A 26,497-nucleotide genomic window follows, 5' to 3' on the forward strand; every position below is an offset into this window, starting at 1 on the left:
GGCGATGAGGAACTCTCCCCGAAAGGGTCTGCCTCCGTGAAAGCGCGGAACTCGGTGGCCCCTGAAGGAGGCAGCCATGCGCCGCACCACCGTGCAGAAGCCCCTGAAGAAGTCGGACGCCCGCCGGGTCCGCGAAGAGACGGACGAGCGCCCCGCCGGTCGCCCCGAGGTGCGCAAGGACATCGCACGCACCTGGTGGCCGGACGGCTGACCGCCGCCCGGGTCAGTCCAGCCGCTTGCGGTAGTGGAACCGGTCGTACGGGCCGTCCAGACGGCGCTCCACGACCTCGTAGCCGTACCTCGGGTAGATCTTCTGGTTCTCCCACATCAACGCGTTGGTGCAGAGCCTGACCTCGGCCAGGCCGAGCGCACGCGCGTGTGCGTCGACGAAGTGCAGCAGCAGCCGTCCGACGCCCCGGCCGTGGGCGTCGGGGTGGACGGCGATGCTGTCGAGGAACAGATGGTCCGGGTGTTCCTCGACCACCACGAGCCCGATGACGGGATCGCCGGTCACGAACACCTTGCCCGCGGCCACGTTCGCCGCGTGGTCCGCCTCCATGGGCTGCGGCGCGAGGCCGATGCGCGCGATGTAGGGCCGGTAGGCGGCGTCGGTCACGGCTTTCACGGCGGGTACGTCGTCCGCCGTGGCGGGCCGGATCTGTTCATGCGTCATGACGGCACGTCACCTACCTGATCTCAGTCTGAGCGCTTCCTTAAGCCCACCCTAAAGATCGCTTCGGACCTCCTCCAGCAGCCGTTTTCAGGGTTTCTTGGTTCCGGCGCACATCGGCGCCGCTCGCTCCGCCCCTGGTTCCGGTTCCGAGGAGATCCCCCATGCCCGCACGCCGCAAGGCCGCCGCCGTCGCCGCCCTCGGCCTGACCCCGCTGGCCCTGACCGCGCTGTCCGCCACGCCGGCGGCCGCGCACGGCTCGATGGGCGACCCGGTCAGCCGGGTCTCGCAGTGCTACGCGGAGGGACCCGAGAGCCCGAAGTCGGACGCGTGCCGGGCGGCGGTCACGGCCGGCGGGACGCAGGCGCTGTACGACTGGAACGGCATCCGGATCGGCGACGCGAACGGCCGCCACCAGCAGCTGATCCCGGACGGCAAGCTGTGCAGCGCGAACAACGAGGAGTTCAAGGGCCTCGACCTGGCCCGCGCCGACTGGCCGGCGACGAGCGTGAGCGCCGGCTCGTACACCTTCAAGTACCGCGTGACCGCGCCGCACAAGGGCACCTTCAAGGTCTACCTCACGCGGGCCGGTTACGACCCGGCGCAGCCGCTGGCCTGGTCCGACCTGGATCTGGAGCACCCGGTGGCGACGGCCACCGACCCGGTCGCGTCGGGCGGTTTCTACACGTTCTCCGGCACGCTTCCCGAGCGCTCGGGCCGGCAGCTGCTGTACGCGGTCTGGCAGCGCTCGGACAGCCCGGAGGCGTTCTACTCCTGCTCGGACGTCGCCTTCGGCGGCGGCACGGGCGCGGGTTCGGGCTCGGGTTCGGGCTCGGGTTCGGGATCGGGTTCGGGATCGAGTGCGGATTCGGGTGCGGATTCGGGCTCGGGTTCGGGTGCCGCTCCGGAGGCGTCCGCGCCGTCCGAGGAGCAGATCGAGGACGGTGCCGACAAGTCGACGGTCGAGCACGGCGGCCACGGGGACGACGACGCCACGACGACGACCGACCCCACGGACGAGGCCACGCCGACGGCGGCCAACGCCCCGAAGGCGGCCGCCGCGGACTCGGACGCGGGCTCCGGCTCTGGCAGGAACCTCGCCGAGACCGGTGGTGACGGCAGCGCCCCGTATCTCGCGACGGGCGGCGCGGCCGTGCTGGCGCTGGGCTCGGCGCTGCTGTTCGCGTCGGTGCGGCGGCGCGCGACGAACGGCGGCCGGCACGGCCGCTGATGTCGCGCGCCTGGTGGACTCCGGGGCCTGACCGGCGGCTCAGGCCGGACAGGCCCCGGCGGAACCCTGCCGTCAGCTCAGTGCGGACGCGCAGGTGGTGCGGGTGGCGCGGGCCGGATCGAGCGCGTTGGCGACCTCGTGGAAGGCGATCTTGTCCATCAGTCCGATCAGGGCGTGCTCGGACAGGTCGAGCGGGCACAGGTCCTGGATGAGGACGTTCTTGACGTTCGCACCGGTCAGGAACTGTGTCCGGTACGGCGTCACCACCTCGTCGTACTTGGTGGCGATGACGGTGTAGCGGACGCCGGGGACGGTGTCACCGCCGGCATTGAGGTTGGTCATGAAGTCGGAGCCGGCGATCTGCTGGGCGAGGGCGGGACTGGCGGCGTTCAGGACATCCTCGGCGCCCGGGAAGAACGGCAGCAGGTTGGTCAGCCCGCTGAGCGTGGTGCCGTGGCTGTTGGGCGCGATGCCGACGAGGGCGTTCACCTTGGCGGCACCGCCGAGGAACTTGAGGTAGTAGCGGGGCATCATGCCGCCCTGCGAGTGGCCGACGAGGTCGGCCTTGGTGGCGCCGGTCGCGGCGAGCACCTTGTCGACATAGGCCGAAAGCTGCTCGGCCGACTTGTCGATGGGGCCGAGGGCGTGAAAGAACGGGACTCCCGGCAGCTGACCGTAGTCGAGGGAGAAGACGCAGTAGCCGCGGTCCTCCAGGTACGGCGCGAGGACCAGCCAGTTGTCGACGGAGTTGGCGAGGGTGCCGTGGACGAGGACCACGGGGCGGGGATGGGCGGCGGACGGCTTGCAGGAGAAGTCGTTCCAGCCGCTGGTGGGGGCGGATTCGGCGAACGCGGCCGTCTCGGCGTGGGCGGCCGAGGTGACGGGGACGGTGAGCGCGGCGGCGGCCAGCAGCAGTGTGGCGAATGATCTGAGCACACGCTTCCAGGGCAGCATCGTGTGATCTCCTTGCGGCTCAAGGGGAGGAGCGATGGCCTTACGCCTTGTGATACGGATCACGAGGGGGCTGTTCACCCATCAAGTTACGGACGAGTAGCCGAAGTGTGAAGTTACGCGTCAGTAAAAACTTCCAGTGATAGTCAAAAGCGGGGGCAGTCCTGACCTCGCGTCACCAGGTCGGCCTGATCGGACCGTGGGGCGCGATCCGCACCAACCGGTCGCGCAGCACGGCCACTTCACCTTCCCCGAGCACATCGCTCCAGGCCCGCACGGCCTCGGCGGCCGCCTCCTCCGCCGCCCGCGTGCACTCCCACCCCCGCCCGGTGAGCACGACCAGCCGGGCCCGCGCATCCGCCGGGTGCGCCCGCCGCTCGACGTACCCCTTGCGCACCAACTCGTCCACGAGCTGGCTGGCGGCCTGCTTGGTGACCCCGAGATGGGTGGCCAGCTCGGTCACCGTCGCACCGTCCGGGGCTAGCCGGGTGAAGGCGAAGCCGTAGGCGGGCCGCCCGTCGAATCCACGGGCGACGACGCCGTCATTGATGTGCCGCGTCAGCTCGCCGGCGGCGGCGAGGAGGGCGGCGGCCAGGGCGAGGGCTTCGGAGTTCTGCACGCCTGCATTGAAACACCCTCGACGAATCGGTCAAGCTCCTTGACCATCTGCCTCTGGATACATATGGTCAAGCTACTTGACCATATGTATCCATGAACCGGACAGCACCGGAGGTCCGCCATGCCCGTCATCCACGCGTCCGACGCCGTGACCCACGAGATTCACGGCGCCCGCTTCGTCTCGTACGCCACTCCCCGCACCGGAAGCAAGGAGCTGTGCGCCTGGCGGGGCGAGATCCCCGCCGGGACGAAGGCCCCCGCCCACACCGTCGACCGGGAGGAGATCTTCCACCTGCTCATTGGCGAACTGCTCGTCACGCTCGACGGCCGCACCGACCGCGTCACCGCGGGCGACACCCTGATCATCAACCCCGGTGCCACACTGACCGTCGAGAACCCCACCGACCACACCGCGATCTCCTGGGTCACCACGTCCATCGGCCTGCGCGCCACCCTCGCCGACGGCACCGAGATCACCCCGCCGTGGGCGAACTGACGCCTTCGGGCGCGCCGCCTCACGCCGCCAGCGCCCCCGGTTTCACCGCCCCCGGCCCGAACTTCGCGCGAATGCGGTCGGCGACCTGTTCGACACGGCGGATCTTTTCGTCGACGGGATCGAAGGTGAGCTGGTAGGAGGCCTGCTCGGCGGGGCCGAGGGACTCGGCGCGCAGGACGATCGCCCGGACCCGGGCGCGCTGGAGGCCCAGGGCCTCGTACATGCCGTACGCCGTCCCGGTCAGGGCCGCCGAGTGCGCGGTCGGCTCCTTGAGCGTGCGGCTGCGGGTGGTGGAGGAGCGGTCCGCGTAGCGCACGGTGAGGGTCAGGACGCGGCAGACCTTCTCCAGGGAGCGCAGCCGGGTGCCCAGTTCCTCGGCGGCCGAGAGAAGGGCCCGGCGGTGCCGGCCGGGGTCCAGCTCGTCGCGGTCGAAGGGACGTTCGGCGGCCAGGGAGCGGGAGACGGCGTTCGGGACGACGCGGCCCCGGTCGATCCCGTTCGCCTTCTCGTGCAGCTCCCGGCCCGTGCGGGCGCCGACCAGCCGCTGGAGCGTGGACAGGGGCGCGGCGGCGACCCGGCCGAGGGTGTCGAGGCCGTACTCGCACAGCGTGCGGGCGGTGGCCGTGCCGACGCCCGGCAGCGCGCCGACCGGCTTCCCGGCGAGGAACTCCCGCTCCCCGGCCTCGGGGACCGCGCAGGTCAGCCCCGGCCGGGCGTCCCGCAGGGCCAGGCGGGCCAGCATCGGGCCCGGTCCGGCGCCGATCACGCAGTCCACGCCGTACCGCGCGAGCGCCCGGACCCGGATCACCGACGCCAGTTCCACCGCGTCGCGCCCGAAGTACCGTTCGGCGCCCCGCAGATCGGCCAGCGCCCCGTCCGGCGGCAGCGCCTCGACGACCGGGGTGAACTCCTCGAGCAGTCCGAGCAGTTCCGGCAGGAGGGCCTCACGGGTCGAAGGCAGCTGGAAACGTACACAGACGATGGTCATCCCGCACTCCCCGGGCTCTGGTGCCACAACTTCCTTACCTTCGCGGGGTCTTCGCCCGCAGGGCGCAGATCGGCCCATGGATGCAGTTCGTATCCGGTGGGCAGTTGGATGCGCCGACCGCCCGTCGGATCGCCGTTCTTCCCGACCGCACCCTCCGCCTCCTCCGTCCCCTTCGCTTCTCTCACCACCGGCTCCGGCTCCGGCTGCACCAGCCGCGCCGCCACCTCGTCCAGCCCGCCCCGGGCGCGCAGTTCGACGAGTTCGGCGAGGTTCCAGGCGGCGGCGCCCACCACGCTGAGGCTGCGCGGACCGCGCCGCTGCACCACCCCGCGCACCAGGAGGAGCCAGGAATGGAAGACGGTGTGGGCGCAGGCGTCGTGGGAGTCGTCGAAGAAGGCGAGGTCGACCAGGCCGGTGCCGTCGTCGAGGGTGGTGAAGATGACCCGCTTGCCGGACCGGACCGGCGGTGTCTGGGTGGCCGCCTTGGCGCCCGCGACCAGTACGGTCTCCCCGTGCCGCGCCTCCCGCAGCCGGCGTGCCGACACCACGCCCAGCTCGCGCAGGAACTCCCGGTGGTCGTCCATCAGATGGCGCGAGGCGTCCATGGACAACACGCCCAGTTCGGCGCTGAGCCGCTCCGCCGAGGTGAGGTCGGACAGCCCGGCCGGGGCGGTCCTCCGCCCGCCCGCCAGGGGCAGTTGACCGCCTCCCGCGCCCCGCGCGCCCCGGTGCAGCTCGGCCAGGTGCAGCTGGAGATCACGCCGGTTGGCCCCGAAGGCGTCCAGCGCGCCCACCTGGGCCAGCCGCCCGGCGAGCGGACGGCTCGGCCGCGCCCGCTCCCAGAAGTCCAGCAGCGAGGCGTACGGCTGCCCGTCCGCGACCCGCGCCGCCTCGGTCTCGCTGATGCCGTGCACATCGGAGAGGGCCAGCCGCAGCCCCCACACCACCGGTGATTCAGACACCAGTTCGATACGATGGGCGACCCCCGACCGGTTCACGTCCAACGGCAGGACCGGCACCCCGCGCCGCCGCGCGTCCGCCAGCAGCAGCCGCTTCGGATACATCCCGGGGTCATGGGTGAGCAGCCCGGCATAGAAGGCGGCCGGGTGGTGCGCCTTCAGCCACGCCGACTGGTAGGTCGGCACGGCGAAGGCGACCGCGTGCGCCTTGCAGAAGCCGTACGAGCCGAAGGCCTCGATGATCTCCCAGGTCCGCCGAATCGTTTCCGCGTCATATCCGCGCTCCGCCGCGTGCTGGGCGAACCACACCTTGATCCGCCCCTGCGACTCCGGGTCGGACAGCCCGCGCCGCACCCGGTCCGCCTCACCGCGCCCGCAGCCGGTCATGATCGCCACGATGTCGATGATCTGCTCGTGGAAGACGACGACCCCGTACGTCCCCTTCAGCGGCTCCTCCAGATCGCGGTGCGGATAGCGGACGGGCGCCCGCCCGTGCCGTGCCTCGATGAACGGCCGCACCATGTCGGCGGCGACCGGCCCGGGCCGGAAGAGCGAGATGTCGACGACCAGGTCGTGGAAGCCGGCCGGCTGGAGCCGCCCCACCAGATCCCGCTGGCCCGGCGACTCGATCTGGAAGCAGCCCAGCGTCTCGGTGGACCTGATGAGCCGGTACGTCGCCGGATCCCCGCCCTCGACCGCGTCCAGGTCGATCCGCTCCCCGCTCGCCCGTTGCACCTCCGCGACCGCGTGCGCCATCGCCGACTGCATCCGCACGCCCAGCACGTCCAGCTTGAGCAGCCCGAGGTCCTCCACGTCCTCCTTGTCGAACTGCGCCATGGGGAACCCCTCGCCGCTGGTCGGCATGACCGGCGTACGGGAGAGCAGGGAGGCGTCGGAGAGGATCACCCCGCACGGGTGCATGGCGATCCCGCGCGGGAGGGCGTCGAGACCCTCGACCAGCTCCCACAGCTTCCCGTACTTCTCCTTCTCCCCCGCCAGCGCCTTCAGCTCGGGCAGTTCCTCCAGCGCCGCGCGGGCGTCGCGGGCCCGGATGTGCGGGAAGGACTTGGCGATGCGGTCGATGTCGGCGGGGTCCATGGACAGCGCCGCGCCGACGTCCCGGACGGCGTGCCGGACCCGGTACGTCTCCGGCATCGCCACCGTCGCGACCCGCTCCGCCCCGAAACGGCCGATGATCGCGCGGTAGACCTCCAGCCGGCGCGCGGACTCCACGTCGATGTCGATGTCGGGCAGCACGACCCGCTCCTTCGACAGGAAGCGCTCCATCAGCAGCCCGTGCTCGACCGGGTCGGCGTGGGCGATGCCGAGAAGATGGTTGACGAGGGAGCCCGCGCCGGAGCCGCGCGCGGCGACCCGGACACCCATGTCCCGTACGTCGTCCACCACTTGGGCGACCGTCAGGAAGTACGAGGCGAAGCCGTGGTGGGCGATGATGTCCAGCTCGTGGTGCATCCGCTCCCAGTAGCGCCGCGCCCGTGCCGACCGGTCGTATCCGCGCAGCACCATGCCCGCCGCCGCCCGCGAGGCCAGCACCCGCTGGGCGGTGCGGCGGCCCGCGCCGACGAGGTGCGCCTCGGGGAAGTGGACGGCGCCCATGCCGAGGTCGTCCTCGGGGTCGACCAGGCACGCGGCGGCCGTCGCCCGGGTCTGCTCCAGCAGACGGTGGGCGGTGTCCCGGCGGAAGCCCGCGGCCTCGACGATCCGCTCCGCCACCCCGAGCATGGTGTCCGCGTCCTTCAGCCAGGCCTCCCCGGAGTCGAGTTCCCCGGTCGGGTCGATGGGGACGAGCCGGCGGGCGGCGTCCAGGACGTCGGCGACCGGGCCCAGACCGGGGTCGGCGTAGCGGACGGCGTTGCTGAGCACCGGCCGGATCCGCTGTTCGGCGGCGAAGCCGACGGTACGGGCGGCCAGGCGCAGGGAGCCGGGTCCGGTGCCGGTGCGGCCGTGCCAGACGGCCTCCAGCCGCAGGGCGTCGCCGTAGACCGCGCGCCAGGGGACGAGGAGCTTCGCGGCCCGGTCCGGGCGGCCGGCGGCGAGGGCGCGGCCCACGTCGGAGGCGGGGCCGAGCAGGACGGTCAGGCCGTCGCCGCGGTTGCCGTCCCAGGGCAGCAGGGGGGCGTCCTCGGCGGCGTGGGCGGTGGTCACGATCCGGCACAGATCGGCCCAGCCCCGGGCGCCGTCCCGGGCGAGGAAGGTGACGCGGGCGGCCGACTCGTCGACGAAGGCGCCGCCGCGCACGGGGGTGCGGCGCCTCTCCTTTCGTGGCGGCTCGGGCGGGGCCGTCGCGAGGTTCACCCCGAAGAGCGGCCGGATTCCGGCTTTGGCGCAGGCCTTGGCGAAGCGGACCGTGCCGGCGAGGGTGTCGCGGTCGGTGACGGCGAGGGCGTCCATGCCCCGCTCGGAGGCGCGCTCGGCCAGGCGCTCCGGGTGCGAGGCGCCGTACCGCAGAGAGAACCCGGAGACGGTGTGCAGATGCGTGAAGCCGGGCATCCACACCTCCACAATCGAACATCAGTTCCCAACTCTCCCACCCCCACCATAGACCAATTTCCGAACATCTGTACGACAGCCGCTCGGGCGCTTCCCACCTGCGCAAACGTCCGCCCACACAGCCCGAGGTCCCGCCCCCTCACGCACGGGGCGGGACCTCCAAGGACGTGCCGGTCAGCCGGTCAGCCGATCTGTGTCCCCGTCGCCGACAGCGCCTCCGTCACCGGCTGGAAGAACGTCTCCCCGCCCGAGGTGCAGTCGCCGCTGCCGCCGGAGGTCAGGCCGACCGCGCTGCCGCCCGAGAAGAGGGAGCCGCCACTGTCGCCGGGCTCGGCGCAGACGTCGGTCTGGATCAGACCCTCGACGACGTCGCCGTTGCCGTAGTTCACCGTGGCGTCCAGACCGGTGACCGTGCCGGAGTGGACCTGGGTGGTCGAGCCGCTGCGGGTGACCTTCATGCCCACGGTGGCCTCGGCGGCGCCGGTGATGGCCTGCGCGGAGCCGTTGTAGAGGTTCACCTCGCTCGGGTGGGCGACATCGGCGGTGTACTTGACCAGGCCGTAGTCGTCGCCGGGGAAGCTGGAGGTCTCGTTGGTGCCGATCTCGGCGCCGGAGGAGTCCGACCAGGTGGAGATGGCGTCGGTGCAGTGGCCCGCGGTCAGGAAGTACGGCTCGCCGCCCTTGACCACGTTGAAGCCGAGCGAACAGCGGCCGGTGCCGCCGGTGATGGCGTCGCCGCCGGCCACGAAGGGCTTGAACTCCCCCTTGGTGCGCCGGAGCTCGGCCACCTGGCCGAGCCCGTCGACGACCTTGGTGAGCTTGCTCCACTCGGCGTCCGAGACGGTGCGGTCTGCGGTGACGACGACCTTGTTGCTGCGCGGGTCGGTCACCCAGGCGGTGCCGGGGACGGCCGCGTCGTCCGCGAGGGTCGTCCGGGCGCCCGTCAGCTCGGCGAGGGAGTTCTCGACGACTCTGGCCCGGGCGCCGGCCGCCTCGACGGCCCGGACGGCGCTCTCGTCGAGCACGTTCACGACGAGGCTGCGGCTCTTGGCGTCGTAGTACGTGCCCGCCGCGTCGGCGCCGAGGTCCTCGCCGAGGGTCGAGGCGAGCTTTCCGGCCGCGAGGGCCGAGAGGGTGGTGGGCTCGGAAGCCTTTGCGGGCTCACTGGCGTTCGCAGTCTGGAAGGTCACGCCCGCCGCGACGAGCGCGGCGACACCCGCGCCCACCATGACGGCCCGCCGCCGGGATATGCGTCGATGCTTCAACTCTTGTCCTCCTGTGGGGGGTCGACCCGGGCGGCTATGGGGACCGAACGGGCCGGAAGGCTGGTTGACGGGCAGCCACTCTTCCGAAACCCACAGGGAGCGCACAAGGTCGACTTCAGGACGCGCACAGGGTGAGCACCGCGCGCCCTTCGCGCCTTCACCACCCCTGCCACTACGGGGAAGTGACGGAAGGAATCACAGGAGCTTCACGGGACGTTCGCACTGCAAACGTTACGCGTGAGTAACCGCACACAGGACGGTGAGGTCTAGTCCTGGCTCGATCTGGTCTCCGGCGCGGGCGCCGCGGGCGGCTGCTGCGCCCTCTCCAGGAACCTCAGCAGCTCCACCGGGAACGGCAGCACCAGCGTGGAGTTCTTCTCGGCGGCGACCGCCACCACCGTCTGGAGCAGCCGCAGCTGGAGCGCGGCGGGCTGCTCGGACATCTCCTTCGCCGCCTCGGCGAGCTTCTTCGACGCCTGGAGCTCGGCGTCCGCGTTGATGACCCGGGCCCGGCGCTCCCGGTCGGCCTCGGCCTGCCGGGCCATGGACCGCTTCATCGTCTCGGGCAGGGAGACGTCCTTGATCTCGACCCGGTCGATGGTGACGCCCCACTCCACGGCCGGACTGTCGATCATCAACTCCAGCCCCTGGTTCAGCTTTTCGCGGTTGGAGAGCAGATCGTCCAGCTCGCTCTTGCCGATGATCGAGCGCAGCGAGGTCTGGGCCATCTGCGAGACCGCGAACCGGTAGTCCTCCACCCGCACGACCGCGTCGGCCGGTGAGGTCACCCGGAAGTAGACGACGGCGTCCACCCGGACCGTGACGTTGTCCCGGGTGATGCCCTCCTGCCCCGGCACCGGCATGGTGACGATCTGCAGGTTCACCTTCCGGAGCCGGTCGACGCCCGGAACGATCAGGGTGAGCCCCGGACCGCGCACCTCGGGCCGCAGCCGGCCGAGCCGGAAGACCACGCCCCGCTCGTACTGTTTGACGACCCGCGCCGCCGCCGCCACGTACACCACCCCGGCACACGCGAGCGCCGCTCCCGCCGCCACCAGCTCCTCGACCATGCCGGCCCCCCAGGGGTCCGAAGGACTGCCCGTGCCTCGACGGTAACCCCGCCCTCCGGACAAGGGCGAGCCCCCGCGCACCGGTTGGTGCACGGGGGCTCACCTCCGCGGCCGGCCGCGGGGTGGATCGTGGGGGGTGGCGGTGGATCGGTGGGTCAGAAGACGCTGACGCCGTAGCGGCTCAGGGCCTCGGTCACGGGCTGGAAGAAGGTCGTACCGCCCGAGGTGCAGTTGCCGCTGCCGCCGGAGGTCAGACCGAGCGCGACACCACCGGAGGTGTAGAGGGCGCCACCGGAGTCGCCGCCCTCGGCGCAGACGTTGGTCTGGATCATCTGGTAGACCACATCGCCGCCGCCGTAGTTGACCGTGGCGTTCAGGGCCGTCACCCGGCCGGTGTGGATACCGGTCGTGGAGCCGTCCCGGATGACCGACTGGCCGACGGTGGCGTTGCCGGCACTGGTGATGTCGGTGTTGCCCGCGGTGCCCGCCTTGGCGACCGAGGTGTTGGTGTAGCGGACCAGCGCGTAGTCGTTGGTCGGGAAGCTGTAGCCGCTGTTCGTGCCCAGCACGGTGGTCTGACCGGAGTTGGAGTACCAGGTCGAGGCGACCTCGCCGCAGTGCCCGGCGGTCAGGAAGTAGTAGGTGCTTCCGCTGACCACGTTGAAGCCGAGCGAACAGCGGTAGCCGCCGCCGTAGATGGCGTCGCCGCCGCCGATCAGCTTGTTGAACTTGCCCGGGGTGTGCTTGATCGTGAGCGCGTCGGCGTTGCCGCCGGCCTGCTCCTTGATCTGTGCGATCTCGGCGTCGGAGACCGTGCTGTCGACGGTCACCAGCAGCCGGTTGGTCTTGGCGTCGACGGCCCAGGCGGTACCCGGGATGTCGGCCTCGAGCACCGCGCTGCCGGCGCTCTTGAGCTGGGCGGCACTGAACGTGGGGGTGTCCGCCGCGTTCGCGTGGGGGATGGCGACGGCGGCCGCGGCCACGAGTCCGGTGGTGACGGCGATCAGCCGGCTCCGTCTCGTGATACCGCTCGTGGGGGTGGTGCGCTTGATCCTCACTTGTCGTTCCCTCCCAGGGGACGTCGGGGGCCCGCGTGGGGTCGGGGCCCGTGAGGCGCAGCCAGGACCGCCGTTCGCCCGGATTCCGGACACGCCGTGACCCTGACAAGCGCTGTGGGGGAGTATTCGGCCGAACGGCCGGTAGGCGCAAGGGCGCCTTTCGGCCGCCGACCTGTGGGCGAACCAAGGGAGTTGTGCGCCTCCCGCGCGTTGTCGGAGCGGGTGGGCGCGGGTGAGCGCTGATCGGCGCGGGTCGGCGCGGGGTGCGCTCCCCCGCCCCGATCGCGACGGGCCGGGCGTCGCCCGGCGGCGGGGACGGGCGGACGAAGGCCGCCGGCGAAGGCGCACGGCGGCGGCACGGCCCGGTGGACGTCGACGGTGGCGCGCCCGTCCGCGTCGGGTGCGCCGGGGTGCGGGAACCGGAACCGGCGGCCGCTCACCCCGCCGGTGGCGGCGGCGAGCACCGCCCGCCGAGCGCCACCCGGGCGGCGCTCACCGGTCCGGTGCCGGCGCCGGACCGGGTCCCGCCGCCGAACGGCTTTCCGTCCACGGTGGCCCGTCACCCTCGGCCGCCGTGAGCGTCACTGCCTCCTCTGTGGCCACCCAGGCCCCGGGGATGTCCGGAAGTCGCCCGTCCGGAAAGCCCTCGACGCGGAGGTCATCTCGCAGAACCCCTTCCCGGCTCAGAGGACCTTGGACAGGAACGCCTTGGTGCGCTCCTCGCGCGGCCGGTCCAGGACATCGCCGGGCGGCCCCTGTTCGACGATCCGCCCGTCGTCCATGAACACCACGGTGTCGGCGACCTCGCGGGCGAACCCGATCTCGTGCGTGACGACGATCATCGTGGTGCCCTGTCCGGCCAGGTCCCTCATGACGTCGAGGACCTCACCGACCAGTTCGGGGTCGAGCGCGGAGGTCGGCTCGTCGAAGAGCAGCAGCCTCGGCTCCAGCGCGAGCGCCCGCGCGATGGCCACCCGCTGCTGCTGTCCGCCGGACAGCTGCCGCGGATAGGCGTCGGCCTTCTCGGCGAGACCCACCCGCTCCAGCAGCCGGCGCGCCGCCTCGACCGCCTGCCCGCGGGGCCGCTTCAGCGCGGACACCGGTGCCTCGACGACGTTGTCGAGGACGGTGAGGTGCGGGAACAGATGGAAGTTCTGGAAGACGAACCCGATCCGGGTGCGCTGCCGCAGCACCTCGCGCTCGGGCAGTTCGTACAGTCTGTCCCCCGATCGCCGGTAGCCGATCAGTTCGCCGTCGACGCTGATCGCGCCCCGGTCCACCTTCTCCAGGTGGTTGACGGTGCGCAGCAGCGTCGACTTGCCGGAGCCGGACGGCCCGAGGACGACGGTGACCTCTCCTGCGCGCACCGACAGATCGATGCCCTTGAGCACCTCCAGCGAGCCGAAGCTCTTGTGCACGGACCTGATGTCGACCATGACGCTCATCGCGTGGATTCCTTCCGCTGGCAAGGGAGTCGGGTCACGCGGCGGCTTCGGCGCCGAGGTCCCGCAGGAACACCAGGGCGGCCCGCGCGGTGGCGTCGTTCTGCCGGAACGCCGGCCCGCCCGTCCGCGGCCGGGTGAAGGCGCCCGGGGTGCGGCCGTCGGTGTGCGGTCCGAGCGCAAAGCGCCGTGGGTGCGGCCGGCCGGCCCGGTCCAGGATCCGCCCGTCGGCCCGATCCACCCGCAGCAGTCCGTCGGCCGTCTCACCGGCGCCCTCCGCGTACAGCTCGCGCAGCAGCGGGTCGCGGGCGCGCCGCAGGGTCGGCTCGGGCAGCCGGGCCTCGACGAGCGCCCGGGCCTCGACCGAGAAGCCGGGCACGGTCGGGCTGGACGCCCGGAACACACCGTCCTCGGCCCGTACGGCCATGTCGGCGCCGACGAACCTCAGCACCCCGGCCCGGGACAGGGCGAGCAGGTTCCGCAGCCGGGGTCCGGGCGGCCCGGAGGCCAGGTGGCTGAAGAAGCCGTGCCACCAGGGCCCGATGTCCCCGAGCCGCACCAACTGCCCGTAGACGGACAGCAGTCCGAGGAAGACACCCAGGTCGGCGCTGTTGCGGGGATCATGGCGGCGGCTCAGATCGTCCTCGACGTAACCCCGCAGCCCGTCCTGGAACTCCTCGTGGGAGGCGTACCGCACCCCGTCCAGGGGCCGGTCGAGCGCGGCGAGGTCGAGCCGGTCGTGCGGGTCGGGCACGGCGGACGACACCAGGGCCTCGCGCTCGGCCGCCCCGGACGCGGCGGCGTACTTCTCCTCGAAGTCCGTCCAGGCCATCGCGGTCCGCTCGGGATGGGCGGTGAACAGCCGGTGGTAGTGCGCGAACCCCAGTTCCTTCTCCACCAGCGGCCAGACGTCCCGCCGGAAGTCGAGCGCTCCCCCGCTCCCGGCTTCGCCCGGGCCGTGGGATCTCCCCGGTCGCGCCGTCAGCTCCTCGATCTCGGCGGGGCCCAGGAACCGGGGCAGCGGCGGCCGCTCCCCCGTCCAGTCGTAGCCGATCTTCGCGTGGTACGGCACTCCGCGCCGCGACCCGACGTACAGCACCGGCTCCCGACCCGAGGGCAGGTAGGTGTCCCCCTCGTAGCGTCCGCCGCGGCCCTCGGTGAGCAGGACCATCAGGTCGACGAAGGCGAGCCCGAAGCCGCGCACGAGGACCGGTTCGCCGGGCGCGAGCGCGGACAGGTCGCTGTCGGCGGTGAAGTCGGGCGGGAGATGGGTGAGCCCGTGCTCGCCGGCGTACGCCGCCAGCTCCCCCTGTTCGTCGTCGAGTTCGGCGTCGAGATGGCCGAGCGCGAGGACGACGAGGTCGGCGAGGAGCGGCCGGGGCCCGTTCTCCAGCCACACCCGCTGGCGCCCCTCGCGCGATCCGCTCACCCGCAGCGCGCGGCACGGGTGGTGGTGAACGGTGATCTCCGCGGGCAGGCCGGCGACCGCCCGCTCGTGGACCCAGCGCAGGTAGGCGCCCTGAAGCTGCCGGTCGGCGAAGAGCGCTCCGTCGACGCCGGCCCATTCGTGGAGCGTGGGTCCCGGCCGCACCGGTCCGTCCATGACCACCGTCTCGTCGGTGAACATGGTGACGTCCTCGGCGTGCGAGTTCATCCAGAGCAGCGGCGACTGGGCGGCCCGCCAGATCCGTCCGGCGCCCGGCGGATGCGGATCGACGAGATGGATGTCGAGGCCCGGACCCGCGTACAGCTCGGGCGCGCTCGCGGCGATCCGCTCGATCAGACCGGTCCCCCGCGGCCCGGCCCCGACGATCACCAGGGACTGCCTCATCGCGCCGGCCCCGTCCCGCGCGCGTAGTGCCGCTCCACGTAGTACTGACCGACACTCAGCACCGAGGTGACCAGGGTGTACCAGACGGTGGCGACCATCAGCAGCGGGATGACCTGGTAGGTGCGGTGGTAGACGAGCTGTACCGAGAACAGCAGGTCCTGGACGGCGATGACGCTGACGATGGAGGTGCCCTTGAGGGTGCCGATCAGCATGTTCCCGGCCGGCGGCACGATGGCGCGCATGGCCTGCGGCAGCACGATCCGCCACCAGCGACGCCACCGGCTCAGCCCGAGCGCCTGCGCGGCCTCGATCTGCCCCCGGTCGACGGAGAGGATGCCGCCTCGGACCACTTCGGCGGCGTACGCGGCCTCGTGCAGCGTGAGCCCGATGATCGCGACGGCGATCGGGGTGAACAGGTCGACGGTGCGCACGCCGAACAGCTGCGGGTACAGCGCCCCGATGTTGAACCAGAGCAGCAGCTGCACCAGGATCGGGATCGACCGGAACAGCCAGACGTATCCCCAACCGACGCTTCTCAGCACGGGGTTGGTGGAGAGCCGGGCGGCGGCCAGCAGGGTGCCCAGGGCGAATCCGAGTCCCATCACCACCGCCGTCAGCCACAGCGTGAGCCACAGTCCGCGCAGGACCGCGTCGGTGGTGAAGTAGTCGGCGACGACGTCCCACTGGAACGCCTCGTTGCGCAGCACCGAGTTGACGGCCAGCGCGAGGAGGACGAGGACGGCGACGGCGGCCGTCCACTGTCCGAGCCGGCGTCGCGGGACGATCGGCAGGGTGTCCGCGGGGCGCGGCAGATCGGGTGCGGCGGGGGCTTTGGCGAGGGTGTCGGAAGACATGCGAAGGCTCCGTGATGCGTCAGTGTCGAACACGGGTGGTGCCTTCACACACCGGGCGCGCCAGGCGCCGGAGCGCGGCGCGGCGCGGATACGGCCGAGCCCCTCAGCAGGGCCGTACAGCGAGACTACGGGGGCGTTTCCCCTCGCTGTCAAGGCCGTCCACAGTGTGAGCCGTACATCTCAACTCGGTTGACGGGCAACCGGGGACCTGTTCCACTTGGCCCATGCATCCGCAGCAGTGGCTGGTCACACGCTCCCACATCGACTTCGGTCGAGTGTGGTCCTCTTCCTGTTGAGCTGACCCCCTGCGCGCCCCGCTCCACTGACCGGACGGGCGCGTTTCGCGTGATCTCCTCCCGCCTTCACACGCGCACCCCTCCCCTCGCGCAACTCCCCCTCTTCTTCTCGCTCTTGCCTTGCCTTGCTTCCAGGAGAACGCACCCATGCGCATGCCTTCGCGTGTCCGACATCGGCATTTCCTCCCCTTCGCCCTGATCACCTCGGCGACCCTGCTGCTCACCGCGTGCGGCTCCGGCTCGTCCGGGACCGACACGGCCGAGGTGGCCGCCCAGTCCGACGCGATCCCCACCACGGACGTGGTGTCCTCGATCCACAAGGACGAGAAGGCCGCCGCGCTGCTGCCGTCCGGGGTGAGCGGCCTGACCGTCGGCCTCAGCGTCGGCGGCACCCCGCCCGGCACCGGCTTCCTGGACGACGGCAAGACCCTGGCCGGCCAGGACGTCGACTTCACCGACGCCGTCGCCAAGGTGCTCGGCATCGAGGTCAGGACGGAGCAGGCGAGTTTCGAGGCGATCCTGCCCGCCCTGGACAGCGGCAAGTACGACCTCGGCGTCAGCAACTTCGGCGTCACCACCGAACGTCTCAAGACCATCGACTTCGTCACCTACATCAACGACGGTCAGGGCTTCGCCACCCGCGAGGACAGCAAGCTCTCCGAGGTGACCGACCTGCGGCAGCTGTGCGGTCTGACCGTCGCCACCGGCGCCGGCACCACGTTCGAGGCCACGCTGGAGGAGAACAAGCACCTCTGCACCGACGCCGGCGAGAAGGCGTACACCGTGCAGACCTACAGCGAGCAGGGCGCCATCTGGTCCTCCCTCCAGCAGGGCCGCAGCGACATCGTGATGTCCACGATCAACGGCCTGCGCTACGCCGTCGCCCACCAGAAGGGCGTCAAGTTCCTCAACGAGTTCCACCGGCTGGACGTCGGCTTCGCCTTCGACAAGGGCACCGAGCTGGCTCCCGCCTTCCAGGCGGCGGTGAACCGGCTGATCGAGGACGGCACGTACGCCAGGATCCTGAAGAAGTGGGGCACGACGGACTCGGCCATCGCGAAGTCCGAGATCTCGCCCCCGGAGGTGACCACCCCCTGAGGGGCCCGGGGAAACCGTCAGGGCACGACCACGGCCCGCCGGCCGCGGTCGGCCCTGACCCCGATCACCCGGTCCACCAGCGCCCCGAGCACCTCCCGTACGGACCCCGCGTCCCGTGCGTCGCACTCCAGTACGGGGATCTCCGCGTTCAGCCCCAACGCCGTGCGCACCCGGTCGAGTTCGACGCGCTCGGCCCCGTCGAACCGGTTGACCGCGAGCACGAACGGCGCCCCCCGCGCCTCGACGTGGTCGACCGCCGGAAAACACTCCTCGATCCGGCGGGCGTCCACGAGGACCACCGTGCCGAGCGCGCCGTCCACCAGGTCGTCCCAGAGGAACCTGAACCGGCTCTGCCCCGGCGTCCCGAACAGATACAGCGCGATGCGGTCGAAGGTGATCCGCCCGAAGTCGAGGGCGACGGTGGTGGTCGTCTTGGACTCCACCCCCTCCAGCGAATCGACCCCCACCGACACCTGGGTGAGGGGAGCCTCCGTGCCGAGGGGCTCGATCTCGGAGACGGCCCCGATGAAGGTCGTCTTGCCCACCCCGAGCCCCCCGCTCACCACGATCTTCAGCGCGAGAGGCACGGCTTTCTCTGAGCACCCGGACATGGTCCCTGGTCCTTTCGAGCATCGACGGGCCGTACGCGGTCCGTCTCCTCGACCGGAGATACGGCCGTGGGCCGCCGACCACTCACCCGTCCGGCGAACCCCGCCGAAAAGATGACGTCACGTCAGCAGGAGCAGTCGCAGCCGCAGCCGTCACAGCAGTCGCACCCGTCACAGCAGTTGCAGCAGTCACAGCAGGAGCCGTCGCAGTTGCAGCAGTCGCCGCACCAGCCGTCCCGCTTCTTGCGCGACCAGGGCCCCTCGAACTCGTCGGCGCAGCACACCTGGCAGGTGCAGAACAGTCCGAGGGCGACGGCGCATCCGGCGAGCAGGCCCCGCTTGTCCGGACGCGGCGGCTCGCCCCCGAAGGGGTTGCCCGGCGTGTCCGGACCGGCCGGGCTCTGCGGGGCGTACGGACCGGTCGGCGGCCCGAAGGCGCCGTCCGGACCGTGCGCGTGCCCGCACGACCGCGACCCGAACGCCCGGTCCACCGACCGCTCCAGCTCATGGGCGAGCAGCAGATGCGCCAGCCTGCCCTCCGTGAACTCGACGTCCTTCAGGGCGAGCCGGATCCCGTGCAGGGCGTCGTCGGCGAGCCGCCGGGCCTCGGTGAGCGGGGTCCCGGTCGCCGTCAGCGGGTTCCAGGCGCCGGCCGCGGCGTCGGTCTCCCGGTCCTCGACGGCGTCCAGCAGATGGGCCAGCCGTCCGAACAGGCGCCCGGCCTCGGCGAGCGGCTGGGCGTTGCCGGGGCGGCCCGCCAGGACCGCGGTGTGCGCGAACGCGGCGGCGGTGGCGGTCTCGGTGGGCTCGGTGACGGTCAGCAGCGAGGTGCCGGGCCCGGCGAGCGACTCGATGCCGATCTGCCGCTCCACGGCGCCGACGAGGACGGCGGTGTCGAAGCCGACCGCGGCCCCGCTCCGCTCCCCGGCCCGCCCCCAGCTCGCGGCGACCCTGCGCGCGGCGACGGCGACCGGCCGGCGCTTCAGCAGTCCGTCGCCGTCGGCGACATGGTCGCGGACCTTGGCGGAGGCCAGCACCAGCGAGACGGCGGCCGCGAGTCGGGCGCCCTCGCCCTGGGCGACGGAGGCGGTGCGCATACCGCGCAGGGGGCACGGCCCCGCCGTACGCCGCCAGCCGCCGGCCCTGGCCCGCTCGGCCTGAGCCTCCGTCAGAACCGAGATGAGCAGGCCGTCGTAGTTGGTGACGATCCGCGCGAACTGGCCGTGATCCCCGCGCAGCGCGAGGCAGAGCCCGCACAGGTGGGCCATCCACTGGGTCTTGAGGCCGTCTCCCAGACGGTGGCTGCATGGCCTGACAATTCCGAACACGACGATCCCCCGTGGTTCTACGATGTGATGGGCGGGTAGCCGCAAGCTGCTGTCAAGTGCGTGAGGCTGCCGCATCGTATCGACCGATTGTCACGCCGGTTCCGCTTGCCCTGTTCACCCGTACGCACCGCCCTTCACCCGTACGCCATGAAGAGTCATATTTCACTCTCAGTCAGCAGCCGTGCACGGTACGACCCTTGGGAGACGCGGGCTCTCGACGGATTCGCTGTGCACCAGTACCGTCACAAACCCCCCGCGCGGCGTCTATCCACTTGGCGCGACATCCGCATCATGGACGACCATGGGGATGCGGAAGACAAGAAAGACCGCTGTGAGAGGAGGCGTCCATGGGATCGGTGCGCAAGGCGAGTGCCTGGCTTGGCCTCGTCGACGACAACGATGACGAGCGTTACTACGACGACGACTACTCCGAGGGGACCGACTCCGGGGACGCCTGGGTCACCGACCCCCGGGTGAAGGTGGCCTCGGACACGGCCGAGGAGAAGGGCCGCCGGATCGGCACGGTCACCCCGGACAGCTTCCGGGACGCGCGGGCCATCGGCGAGCTGTTCCGCGAGGGTGTGCCGGTCATCGTGAACCTCACGGCCATGGAGGCCGGCGACGCCAAGCGGGTCGTCGACTTCGCGGCCGGGCTGATCTTCGGTCTGCGCGGTTCGATCGAGCGGGTCTCGACCCGGGTGTTCCTGCTGACCCCGTCCAACACCGAGATCGTGAACGGCGATCCGGCGGCCCGCCGTACGGACGGCTTCTTCAACCAGAGCTGAGGCAGGGCCGCTCACCGGCCCTGCCCCCCCTTCGGGGTCAGCGGAAGGCGTCGAGCCCGGTGAGCGCCTTGCCCAGCACGAGCTGGTGCATCTCGACGGTGCCCTCGTAGGTCAGCACGGACTCCAGGTTGGTCGCGTGCCGCATGACCGGGTACTCCAGCGAGATCCCGTTCGCCCCCAGGATCGTCCGCGCCGTACGGCAGATCTCGATGGCCTCCCGTACGTTGTTGAGCTTGCCGAAGCTGACCTGCTCGGGACGCAGGCGGCCGGCATCCATGCGCCGCCCCAGATGATGGGCGAGCAGGATCCCCTTGTGCAGCTCGACCGCCATGTCGGCCAGCTTGGCCTGGGTCAGCTGGAACCCTCCGATGGGCCGTCCGAACTGCTCCCGCGTCCTCGCGTACGCGACGGCGGCCTCGAAACTGGCGCGCGCCGCCCCCATCGCTCCCCACACGATCCCGTAGCGGGCGTGGTTCAGACAGCCGAGGGGTCCCTTGAGGCCGACGGCCTCGGGCAGCACGGCGTCGGCGGGCAGCCGTACGTCGTCCAGCACCAGTTCGCTGGTCACGCTGGCCCGCAGCGACCACTTGTGCTTGATCTCGGGCGCGGAGAACCCGGGGCTGTCGGTGGGCACGACGAACCCCCGGATCCCGGCGTCCGTCTGCGCCCACACCACCGCGACGCCCGCCACGGACCCGTTGGTGATCCACATCTTGCGCCCGTCGAGGACCCAGTCCGAGCCGTCGCGCTTGGCGTAGGTGCGCATGCCGGCGGGGTCGGAGCCATGGTCGGGCTCGGTGAGGCCGAAGCACCCGATGACCTCGCCGGAGGCCATCCGCGGCAGCCAGGCCCGCTTCTGTTCCTCGCTGCCGAACCGGTGGATCGCGTACATGGCGAGCGAGCCCTGCACGGAGACCAGCGACCGGATCCCGGAGTCCGCGGCCTCCAGCTCCAGACACGCGAGCCCGTACTGCACGGCGCTGGCCCCGGCGCACCCGTACCCGCTCAGCGACATCCCGAGCGCCCCGATCGCCCCGAGCTCCCGGGCCAGCTCCCGGATCCCCGGCAGCTCCCCCTGTTCGTACCACTCGGCGACATGGGGCAGCACCCGGTCCGCGGCCCAGCTCCGCACGGTGTCACGGATCGCCAGATCCTCCGGCTCCAGCAGATCGTCGATCCCGAGCGGATCGGTGGGATCGAAGGGCGGCATCTTCGAGGACGCGGACATACGACAGCCTCCGAAAGCGCAAAACTAGCACCGCTAGTCACGATGCCCGGTCGACGTTACGACCCGGCGTCCCGCACGTCCAGTACCGCCGGAGCCACCCTGTCCCGGGCCCGTCGGCCGTGCCGCCCCGCACCCGTCGGCCGTGCCACCCCGGGCCCGTCGGCCGTGCTCCACCCGCACCGGAAGGGCCACGCCCCGGTGCGCGGGAGCGTCACACGGAGACGCGGGACTCCGCGACCTCGCGGGGCGCGGGCAGCTCCACCTCGGCCGCCGGCATCTCGCACTGCATCGTCCGCGGCAGCCGCAGCGCCATCACCGCGCCCAGCAGCAACAACCCCGCGCTCACCAGCAACGTCACATGCAGCCCGTGCACGAAACAGTCCCGGGCCGCCCGGCGCAGCGCCACCCCGACCGGCCCGCCCAGCTGCGCGGCGACCTCGTAGGCCTCGCCCAGCGAGTGCCCCGCCGAGGCCGACGCCGACGCCGGCACCCCGGGCACCGAGCTGAGCCCGGGCGCGTACGCGGCGTTCATGACACTGCCCAGCAGGGCGATCCCGATCCCCGCCCCCAGCTGGTACGACGTCTCGCCGATCGCCGCCGCGCCGCCCGCCTGCTCCGGCGGAGCCTCGCTCAGCATCGACTCGTACGCCGCGAACAGCGTCGTCTCCAGGCCGAACCCGAGCAGCACGAACCCGCACAGCAGCAGCCCCGGGTTGTCCGACTGACCCATCGCGGTCAGTGTCAGCACCGCGACGGCGGTGAGGCAGAACCCTCCGCAGACCATCCGCCGGGGCCCGAACCTCCGCAGCAGTTTCGCCCCGGCCAGCCCCGCCGCCATCGCCGCGAAGGTCAGCGGCAGCAGTCGCAGGCCGGTCTCCAGCGGCGACAGTCCCAGCACCAGCTGGAGGTACTGCGCGGCGATCAGCTCCAGGCCGACCAGTGCCAGCATCGCCAGCACGATGCACCCCACCGAGGTGCTGAACGCCGGCCGCCCGAACATCCGCAGGTCCACCAGCGGATACGTGCGCCGGCGCTGCCGGCGGACGAACAGCACGAGCAGGACCGCGCCGACCACCAGCGGCACCACGGTGAACACGCCGAGTTCCCCGCCGCCCAGCCGCTTCACGGCGAGGACGACGGCGAACAGCCCGGCCGCCGCCATCAGGGCGCCGATCACGTCCCAGGGGCCCTTCGCCGTGCCGCGCGACTCGGGCAGCAGCAGACGTCCCACCGGCAGGCTGACCAGCATCAGCGGGATGTTGACGAGGAAGACCGACCCCCACCAGAAGTGTTCGAGGAGGAAGCCGCCGAGCAGCGGCCCGACCGCCGCGCCGACCGCGGCCACCGCGCTCCAGATGCCGATCGCGAGAGCACGCTCGCGCCGGTCGGGAAAGACCTGGCGCAGGATCGACAGCGTGGCCGGCATGATCATCGCACCGCCGACGCCGAGCAGCCCCCGCGCCAGGATCAGCACCTGGGCGCTCGGGGCGAAGGCCGCCAGGGCGGAGGCGACGCCGAACAGGGTGTAGCCGAGCAGCAGGACCCGGCGGCGGCCGACCCTGTCGCCGAGCGTGCCGAAGAGGATCAGCAGCGAGGCGCAGACCAGTGGATAGGTGTCGACGATCCAGAGCAGCTCGATCGCGCCGGGCCGCAGGTCCTCGGTGACGGCGGGCACCGCGACGTGCAGCACGGTCGCGTCGACCGCGACCAGGAGCAGGCTGACGCAGAGCACCACGAGCACACCGGCCCCGGCCGCCCGACGGCGCAGCCCAGCGGCGGCCGTGGTCGTCCCGGACATGTACGTACCTCCCAGGTGTCCCTCGGTCCGGCGGGCTCACGGGGTGGGGACTCCCCGTGGCTCGGCCGGAGAGGAGCGGTGGTCTCCGGCCCGCGCAAACGAACACGAGTGGAACGCAGCGTACGCGAGTTCGCGCCAGGGCCACGTGGCGGACCTCTCACACTCCACGGCGAACCCATGTGGCGTACGCCACTCCCGAAGGACCCGCCCGGCGCCCGTCCGGACACCCCCGCCGATAATCGAGCCCGTGACCGATCTCGAGACGCGCGCGGCGCCCACCGGCCCTTCCGCCCTGCGGCGGGCGGCGCCCGCCCTGCTGGGGTACGCGGCCGTGCGGGCCACGGGCCTGCTCGCCCTCGCCCTGTGGAGCGCCGCCCGCGACAAGAGCGCTCACACGCTGCTCACCGCCCGCTGGGACGCCCTGTGGTACACGAGGGTGGCCGAGCTGGGCTACGGCTACGAGGTCCGGCTGCCGAACGGCGACGTCCACTCCAATCTCGCCTTCTTCCCGCTGCTGCCGTGGCTGGAAGGGCTGCTGCACGCGGTGACCCCGCTGTCGTACGCCGACGCGGGGCTCGTGGTCTCGCTGCTCTCCTCGCTCGCGGCGGCCTGGGGGATCTTCGCGGTCGCCGACCATGTGTACGGACCGCGGGCGGGGGTGTGCGCGGCCCTGGTGTGGGCCCTGCTGCCGGTCGGGATCGTGCAGTCGATGGCGTACAGCGAGTCACTGTTCACCGCGCTGGCCGCCTGGTCGCTGTACGCGCTGCTCACCGGGCGCTGGGTGACCGCGGGCCTGCTCGCGTCGCTGTGCGGGCTGACCCGGCCGGTGGGGCTCGCGGTGGTCGCGGCGGTGTGGGCGGCCGGCGCGGCGTCCTTCCTCCGGGACCGGGGCACCTGGCCGGCGTCCCTCGTCCGGGACCGGGGCACCCGGCCGGCATCCTCCCTTCGGAACGGAGCCGCCCGGTCGGTGTTCCCGTTCGGGTGGAGTCGCAGCGCGTCGCCCGAGCCCGGCGCGCACGCACCCGAACGCGCCCCCGCCCGGCCCGCCGAAGCCCCGGCCCGGCGCGAGCCCGCTTCCGACGGCGCGTCCCCGGCCGTACGCGCCGCGGGCATGCTCCTCGCACCCCTCGGCGCCGCCGGGTACGTCCTCTGGGTCGGCCACCACACGGGCAGGGGCCCCCTCGGCTATCTCGACGTCCAGGCGGGCTGGCGCAACGGCTTCGACGGCGGGTACGCCTTCGCCCGTTTCGTCGCCGACAAGTTCACGTCGTTCCCGTCCGCCCTGGCCGGCCTCGGCCTGACCGTCGGCGTCGCCCTCCTGCTCGTGCTGTACGTCGTCGGCGTCCGGCAGCGCCAGCCGCTCCCGCTGCTGGTGTACTCGGGCACGGTCCTCGCGCTCGCCCTGTGCGCGTCGAGCTACTTCGGCTCGAAGCCGCGCCTGCTGCTGCCGGCCTTCCCCCTGCTGTTCCCCCTCGCGCTGGCCCTGGCCCGGCTGCGGACCTCCCGGTCGGTGATGGTCGCGGGGGGTGTCGCGGTGGCGTCGGCCGTGTACGGCGCCTGGTGGCTGAACGGCTCCGGTCCGCCGTGACCGACGGCGTACGGCCGGGGAATTGAGTCCAAGCTTTCGGTGAACGCATTCATACGTTCCCTAAAACTATCCCTCTGAATGATCAAAGGAATTGAAGGGAAGAGTGTTCGAGGATTACCGATTCCGTAGGAATAAACGCCCTTCTGAGAGCAATCCCACATCACATCGTCATCACAAAGACGCGGAATCGGCCGGGTTCAGAGCTCACTCGCTGTAACGTCGTTTAGGTGCGTACCGAACAAAACCTCACCCGTCTGGACCGGGTGTTCGCAAGGCTCGACCGGGAGCCGGAACGACCGGCCCACATCGATGTGCCGAAGATGAGCAGGCACCGGGTCGCGCTGTTCGCGGCGACCCTGGCCTTCTATCTCGCCATCGTGTGGCTCGTGGTGATCACCTCGTGGCTGGTCCGCCTCGACTGGCAGGTCATGTTCTTCCGGCCGTACCAGCAGTGGCCGGAGATCCACGCGTTCCTGGACTACTACGTCGTGCTCGGCCAGCGCGGCCCCACCGCCGTGATGGTCGCGGCCTGGCTGGGCTGGAGATCCTGGCGCCAGCACACCCTGCGCCCCATGCTCACGCTGGGCGCGTCCCTGCTGCTGCTGAACATCACCGTCGGCGCCGCCAAGATCGGCATGGGCCGCCTCGGGCCGCACTACGCCACCACCATCGGCTCCAACGAGATGGGTCTCGGCGGCGATATATTTCCCAGCGGCCACACCGCCAACGCGGTCGTGACCTGGGGAATCCTGGCCTATCTGGCCTCCACTCCGAGAGCCCGCCGCTGGCTGTCCGCGCTCTCCGCGGTGGTCTCGCTCGGCGTCGGCCTCACCACCGTCTACCTCGGCACACACTGGCTGAGCGACGTGGTGCTGGGCTGGGCCGCGGGCCTGCTGATCCTGCTGGCACTGCCCTGGTGCGAGCCGCTGATCGCCGGCGCCGAGGCCTGGATCCTGGACCTGCGCGACCGCTGGCGCGACCGCGGCAGGGTCACGGCACCGGTGCGGGTCCCCGTCCCCGTGTCGTTCAAGCCGCGCAGCGCGGTGAAGGACGAGGCCGCGGCGGCCCGCGACACGGTCACCGCCGCCCGCGCGGCCCGGCCACCCGTCTACCTGGCCCCGGGCCCGCACACGACCCGCTCGGAGCGCACCCCGGTCACCCCGGCCGGCAGCCGCCGGCCACCGCACCCCGACCGGCTGACGCATCCCGACCGCCTGCCGCGCGGCACGGCCTCCACGGCCCGCCCGCTGACCGGCGGCTGACCTCCCGAAACGGCGGGACCACCGGTACGCACAACCTGGTCCCGCACCGCGAAGGCCCCGGCCCCGGCGTCACCCGACGCCGGGAGCCGGGGCCTTCGTCGTGCCGCCTCAGCCCTTCCAGGCCCGCGCCACGCGCCCGTCCCGCACCTCGAAGTTCAGCCGCCCGAAGCGGTACTCCATGGTGACGATCGTCCCCGGCTCCAGCGAGCGCACCGTGGACCACCCCCGGTCCCGGGCGAGCCGCTCGGCGCGGTCGGCCTCGAGGCCGACATATCCGTCCGGACTGTCCTGGGGCTCCGCGGGCGGAGTGGGATTCGGTGCCATACCGCCACGCTAGGCGGCGGACCCCGCCCGGGGAACCCGGAACCGCGATGTGGATCACCCCGGTCACACTTCTGTCACAGGATCACGACACACGTTTCAGCCGCGCGGGCATCGGCCGGCGCACAGCGGACTGTCACACGAACGAGCGGTTCCGGGCCTGTTGTGTAGTCCTTCCGCGCGTATTCGAACGTAATTCCCGCGTGTCGTCACGCCCCGTCGATAAACCCGGCGGAAAGT

The 26,497-nt window shown here is 71.8% G+C and carries 23 protein-coding genes; 7 read left to right on the top strand and 16 right to left on the bottom strand.

What is annotated here, in order from left to right:
- Positions 1 to 76: 76 nt before the first annotated feature.
- Complete coding sequence (locus IE275_RS46930) at positions 77 to 211, top strand: hypothetical protein (protein WP_268255335.1); 135 nt, start codon at positions 77 to 79, stop codon at positions 209 to 211.
- A 12-nt stretch (positions 212 to 223) separates the two neighbouring features.
- Here the strand turns inward: IE275_RS46930 and IE275_RS39095 are convergent, their stop codons facing one another.
- The gene (locus IE275_RS39095; RefSeq protein ID WP_189717447.1) at positions 224 to 673 is read right to left on the bottom strand and encodes a GNAT family N-acetyltransferase; all 450 of its coding nucleotides are present in this window, start codon (positions 671 to 673) and stop codon (positions 224 to 226) included.
- A gap of 161 nt (positions 674 to 834) precedes the next feature.
- Between IE275_RS39095 and IE275_RS39100 the strand changes: the two genes are divergently transcribed.
- Positions 835 to 1,902 (top strand): lytic polysaccharide monooxygenase, encoded by a 1,068-nt coding sequence (locus tag IE275_RS39100; RefSeq protein WP_189717448.1) that lies wholly within the window; start codon positions 835 to 837, stop codon positions 1,900 to 1,902.
- Positions 1,903 to 1,974: 72 nt separating this feature from the next.
- On the opposite strand, the gene IE275_RS39105 is transcribed toward IE275_RS39100, so the two are convergent.
- Both IE275_RS39105 and IE275_RS39110 read right to left on the bottom strand, forming a co-directional pair.
- Complete coding sequence (locus tag IE275_RS39105; RefSeq protein WP_189717449.1) at positions 1,975 to 2,856, bottom strand: esterase/lipase family protein; 882 nt, start codon at positions 2,854 to 2,856, stop codon at positions 1,975 to 1,977.
- Positions 2,857 to 3,028: 172 nt separating this feature from the next.
- Positions 3,029 to 3,472: a MarR family winged helix-turn-helix transcriptional regulator gene (locus tag IE275_RS39110; protein WP_189717450.1), complete on the bottom strand. Its 444-nt coding sequence runs from the start codon at positions 3,470 to 3,472 to the stop codon at positions 3,029 to 3,031.
- A gap of 120 nt (positions 3,473 to 3,592) precedes the next feature.
- On the opposite strand from IE275_RS39110, the gene IE275_RS39115 reads away from it, so the two are divergent.
- Complete coding sequence (locus IE275_RS39115) at positions 3,593 to 3,967, top strand: cupin domain-containing protein (protein WP_189717451.1); 375 nt, start codon at positions 3,593 to 3,595, stop codon at positions 3,965 to 3,967.
- A 19-nt stretch (positions 3,968 to 3,986) separates the two neighbouring features.
- Here the strand turns inward: IE275_RS39115 and IE275_RS39120 are convergent, their stop codons facing one another.
- The 8 genes from IE275_RS39120 to IE275_RS39155 all read right to left on the bottom strand — a co-directional run bounded on the left by IE275_RS39120 (position 3,987) and on the right by IE275_RS39155 (position 15,945).
- The gene (locus tag IE275_RS39120) at positions 3,987 to 4,955 is read right to left on the bottom strand and encodes a DNA polymerase Y family protein (protein ID WP_189717452.1); all 969 of its coding nucleotides are present in this window, start codon (positions 4,953 to 4,955) and stop codon (positions 3,987 to 3,989) included.
- On the bottom strand, positions 4,952 to 8,425 hold the full coding sequence (locus IE275_RS39125; RefSeq protein WP_189717453.1) for a DNA polymerase III subunit alpha: 3,474 nt from the start codon (positions 8,423 to 8,425) through the stop codon (positions 4,952 to 4,954). The genes IE275_RS39120 and IE275_RS39125 overlap by 4 nt, the downstream gene beginning before the upstream one ends.
- Before the next feature lie 182 nt (positions 8,426 to 8,607).
- Positions 8,608 to 9,690, bottom strand: coding sequence for a S1 family peptidase (locus IE275_RS39130; protein WP_444545889.1), 1,083 nt, complete (start codon positions 9,688 to 9,690; stop codon positions 8,608 to 8,610).
- 266 nt (positions 9,691 to 9,956) lie between these two features.
- Positions 9,957 to 10,760 (bottom strand): slipin family protein, encoded by an 804-nt coding sequence (locus tag IE275_RS39135; RefSeq protein WP_189717454.1) that lies wholly within the window; start codon positions 10,758 to 10,760, stop codon positions 9,957 to 9,959.
- 155 nt (positions 10,761 to 10,915) lie between these two features.
- Positions 10,916 to 11,818 carry a S1 family peptidase gene (locus IE275_RS39140; protein WP_189717455.1) on the bottom strand — a complete coding sequence of 301 codons (903 nt, stop codon included), beginning with the start codon at positions 11,816 to 11,818 and terminating at the stop codon, positions 10,916 to 10,918.
- 683 nt (positions 11,819 to 12,501) lie between these two features.
- A complete protein-coding gene (locus tag IE275_RS39145) occupies positions 12,502 to 13,263 on the bottom strand; it encodes an amino acid ABC transporter ATP-binding protein (protein ID WP_308435759.1) in 762 nt (253 codons plus the stop codon).
- A gap of 34 nt (positions 13,264 to 13,297) precedes the next feature.
- A complete protein-coding gene (locus IE275_RS39150; RefSeq protein ID WP_189717456.1) occupies positions 13,298 to 15,091 on the bottom strand; it encodes an FAD/NAD(P)-binding protein in 1,794 nt (597 codons plus the stop codon).
- Positions 15,088 to 15,945, bottom strand: coding sequence for an amino acid ABC transporter permease (locus tag IE275_RS39155; protein WP_189717457.1), 858 nt, complete (start codon positions 15,943 to 15,945; stop codon positions 15,088 to 15,090). The genes IE275_RS39150 and IE275_RS39155 overlap by 4 nt, the downstream gene beginning before the upstream one ends.
- A gap of 443 nt (positions 15,946 to 16,388) precedes the next feature.
- Between IE275_RS39155 and IE275_RS39160 the strand changes: the two genes are divergently transcribed.
- A complete protein-coding gene (locus tag IE275_RS39160) occupies positions 16,389 to 17,339 on the top strand; it encodes an ABC transporter substrate-binding protein (protein ID WP_229871048.1) in 951 nt (316 codons plus the stop codon).
- 17 nt (positions 17,340 to 17,356) lie between these two features.
- On the opposite strand, the gene IE275_RS39165 is transcribed toward IE275_RS39160, so the two are convergent.
- Positions 17,357 to 17,950: a GTP-binding protein gene (locus tag IE275_RS39165; RefSeq protein WP_189717458.1), complete on the bottom strand. Its 594-nt coding sequence runs from the start codon at positions 17,948 to 17,950 to the stop codon at positions 17,357 to 17,359.
- 122 nt (positions 17,951 to 18,072) lie between these two features.
- Positions 18,073 to 19,275, bottom strand: coding sequence for a DUF5685 family protein (locus IE275_RS39170; RefSeq protein ID WP_189717459.1), 1,203 nt, complete (start codon positions 19,273 to 19,275; stop codon positions 18,073 to 18,075).
- A gap of 347 nt (positions 19,276 to 19,622) precedes the next feature.
- Here IE275_RS39170 and IE275_RS39175 point away from each other — a divergent pair, with 347 nt between their 5' ends.
- Positions 19,623 to 20,060, top strand: a complete 438-nt coding sequence (locus IE275_RS39175) for a cell division protein SepF (RefSeq protein ID WP_189717460.1) — start codon at positions 19,623 to 19,625, stop codon at positions 20,058 to 20,060.
- Between the two features lie 37 nt (positions 20,061 to 20,097).
- Here IE275_RS39175 and IE275_RS39180 read toward each other — a convergent pair whose 3' ends face one another.
- The gene (locus tag IE275_RS39180) at positions 20,098 to 21,288 is read right to left on the bottom strand and encodes an acyl-CoA dehydrogenase family protein (protein ID WP_189717461.1); all 1,191 of its coding nucleotides are present in this window, start codon (positions 21,286 to 21,288) and stop codon (positions 20,098 to 20,100) included.
- Positions 21,289 to 21,499: 211 nt separating this feature from the next.
- Complete coding sequence (locus tag IE275_RS39185; RefSeq protein WP_189717462.1) at positions 21,500 to 23,086, bottom strand: MFS transporter; 1,587 nt, start codon at positions 23,084 to 23,086, stop codon at positions 21,500 to 21,502.
- 247 nt (positions 23,087 to 23,333) lie between these two features.
- On the opposite strand from IE275_RS39185, the gene IE275_RS39190 reads away from it, so the two are divergent.
- The gene (locus IE275_RS39190) at positions 23,334 to 24,674 is read left to right on the top strand and encodes a mannosyltransferase family protein (RefSeq protein WP_189717463.1); all 1,341 of its coding nucleotides are present in this window, start codon (positions 23,334 to 23,336) and stop codon (positions 24,672 to 24,674) included.
- A gap of 227 nt (positions 24,675 to 24,901) precedes the next feature.
- The gene (locus tag IE275_RS39195) at positions 24,902 to 25,936 is read left to right on the top strand and encodes a phosphatase PAP2 family protein (RefSeq protein ID WP_189717464.1); all 1,035 of its coding nucleotides are present in this window, start codon (positions 24,902 to 24,904) and stop codon (positions 25,934 to 25,936) included.
- A gap of 108 nt (positions 25,937 to 26,044) precedes the next feature.
- On the opposite strand, the gene IE275_RS39200 is transcribed toward IE275_RS39195, so the two are convergent.
- The gene (locus tag IE275_RS39200) at positions 26,045 to 26,260 is read right to left on the bottom strand and encodes an I78 family peptidase inhibitor (RefSeq protein WP_189717465.1); all 216 of its coding nucleotides are present in this window, start codon (positions 26,258 to 26,260) and stop codon (positions 26,045 to 26,047) included.
- Positions 26,261 to 26,497: the final 237 nt, after the last annotated feature.

Source organism: Streptomyces phaeofaciens, from assembly GCF_014648915.1.
GTDB classification, from domain to species: Bacteria; Actinomycetota; Actinomycetes; order Streptomycetales; family Streptomycetaceae; genus Streptomyces; species Streptomyces phaeofaciens.

What these genes read in the sequence shown, in the direction of transcription:
- IE275_RS39150 (WP_189717456.1), bottom strand. Translation starts at nt 15,091, where the DNA reads ATGAGGCAGTCCCTGGTGATCGTCGGGGCCGGGCCGCGGGGGACCGGT.
- IE275_RS46930 (WP_268255335.1), top strand. Translation starts at nt 77, where the DNA reads ATGCGCCGCACCACCGTGCAGAAGCCCCTGAAGAAGTCGGACGCCCGC.
- IE275_RS39145 (WP_308435759.1), bottom strand. Translation starts at nt 13,263, where the DNA reads ATGAGCGTCATGGTCGACATCAGGTCCGTGCACAAGAGCTTCGGCTCG.
- IE275_RS39105 (WP_189717449.1), bottom strand. Translation starts at nt 2,856, where the DNA reads ATGCTGCCCTGGAAGCGTGTGCTCAGATCATTCGCCACACTGCTGCTG.
- IE275_RS39155 (WP_189717457.1), bottom strand. Translation starts at nt 15,945, where the DNA reads ATGTCTTCCGACACCCTCGCCAAAGCCCCCGCCGCACCCGATCTGCCG.
- IE275_RS39165 (WP_189717458.1), bottom strand. Translation starts at nt 17,950, where the DNA reads ATGTCCGGGTGCTCAGAGAAAGCCGTGCCTCTCGCGCTGAAGATCGTG.
- IE275_RS39185 (WP_189717462.1), bottom strand. Translation starts at nt 23,086, where the DNA reads ATGTCCGGGACGACCACGGCCGCCGCTGGGCTGCGCCGTCGGGCGGCC.
- IE275_RS39100 (WP_189717448.1), top strand. Translation starts at nt 835, where the DNA reads ATGCCCGCACGCCGCAAGGCCGCCGCCGTCGCCGCCCTCGGCCTGACC.
- IE275_RS39135 (WP_189717454.1), bottom strand. Translation starts at nt 10,760, where the DNA reads ATGGTCGAGGAGCTGGTGGCGGCGGGAGCGGCGCTCGCGTGTGCCGGG.
- IE275_RS39120 (WP_189717452.1), bottom strand. Translation starts at nt 4,955, where the DNA reads ATGACCATCGTCTGTGTACGTTTCCAGCTGCCTTCGACCCGTGAGGCC.
- IE275_RS39095 (WP_189717447.1), bottom strand. Translation starts at nt 673, where the DNA reads ATGACGCATGAACAGATCCGGCCCGCCACGGCGGACGACGTACCCGCC.
- IE275_RS39125 (WP_189717453.1), bottom strand. Translation starts at nt 8,425, where the DNA reads ATGCCCGGCTTCACGCATCTGCACACCGTCTCCGGGTTCTCTCTGCGG.
- IE275_RS39200 (WP_189717465.1), bottom strand. Translation starts at nt 26,260, where the DNA reads ATGGCACCGAATCCCACTCCGCCCGCGGAGCCCCAGGACAGTCCGGAC.
- IE275_RS39115 (WP_189717451.1), top strand. Translation starts at nt 3,593, where the DNA reads ATGCCCGTCATCCACGCGTCCGACGCCGTGACCCACGAGATTCACGGC.
- IE275_RS39175 (WP_189717460.1), top strand. Translation starts at nt 19,623, where the DNA reads ATGGGATCGGTGCGCAAGGCGAGTGCCTGGCTTGGCCTCGTCGACGAC.
- IE275_RS39180 (WP_189717461.1), bottom strand. Translation starts at nt 21,288, where the DNA reads ATGTCCGCGTCCTCGAAGATGCCGCCCTTCGATCCCACCGATCCGCTC.
- IE275_RS39160 (WP_229871048.1), top strand. Translation starts at nt 16,389, where the DNA reads ATGCGCATGCCTTCGCGTGTCCGACATCGGCATTTCCTCCCCTTCGCC.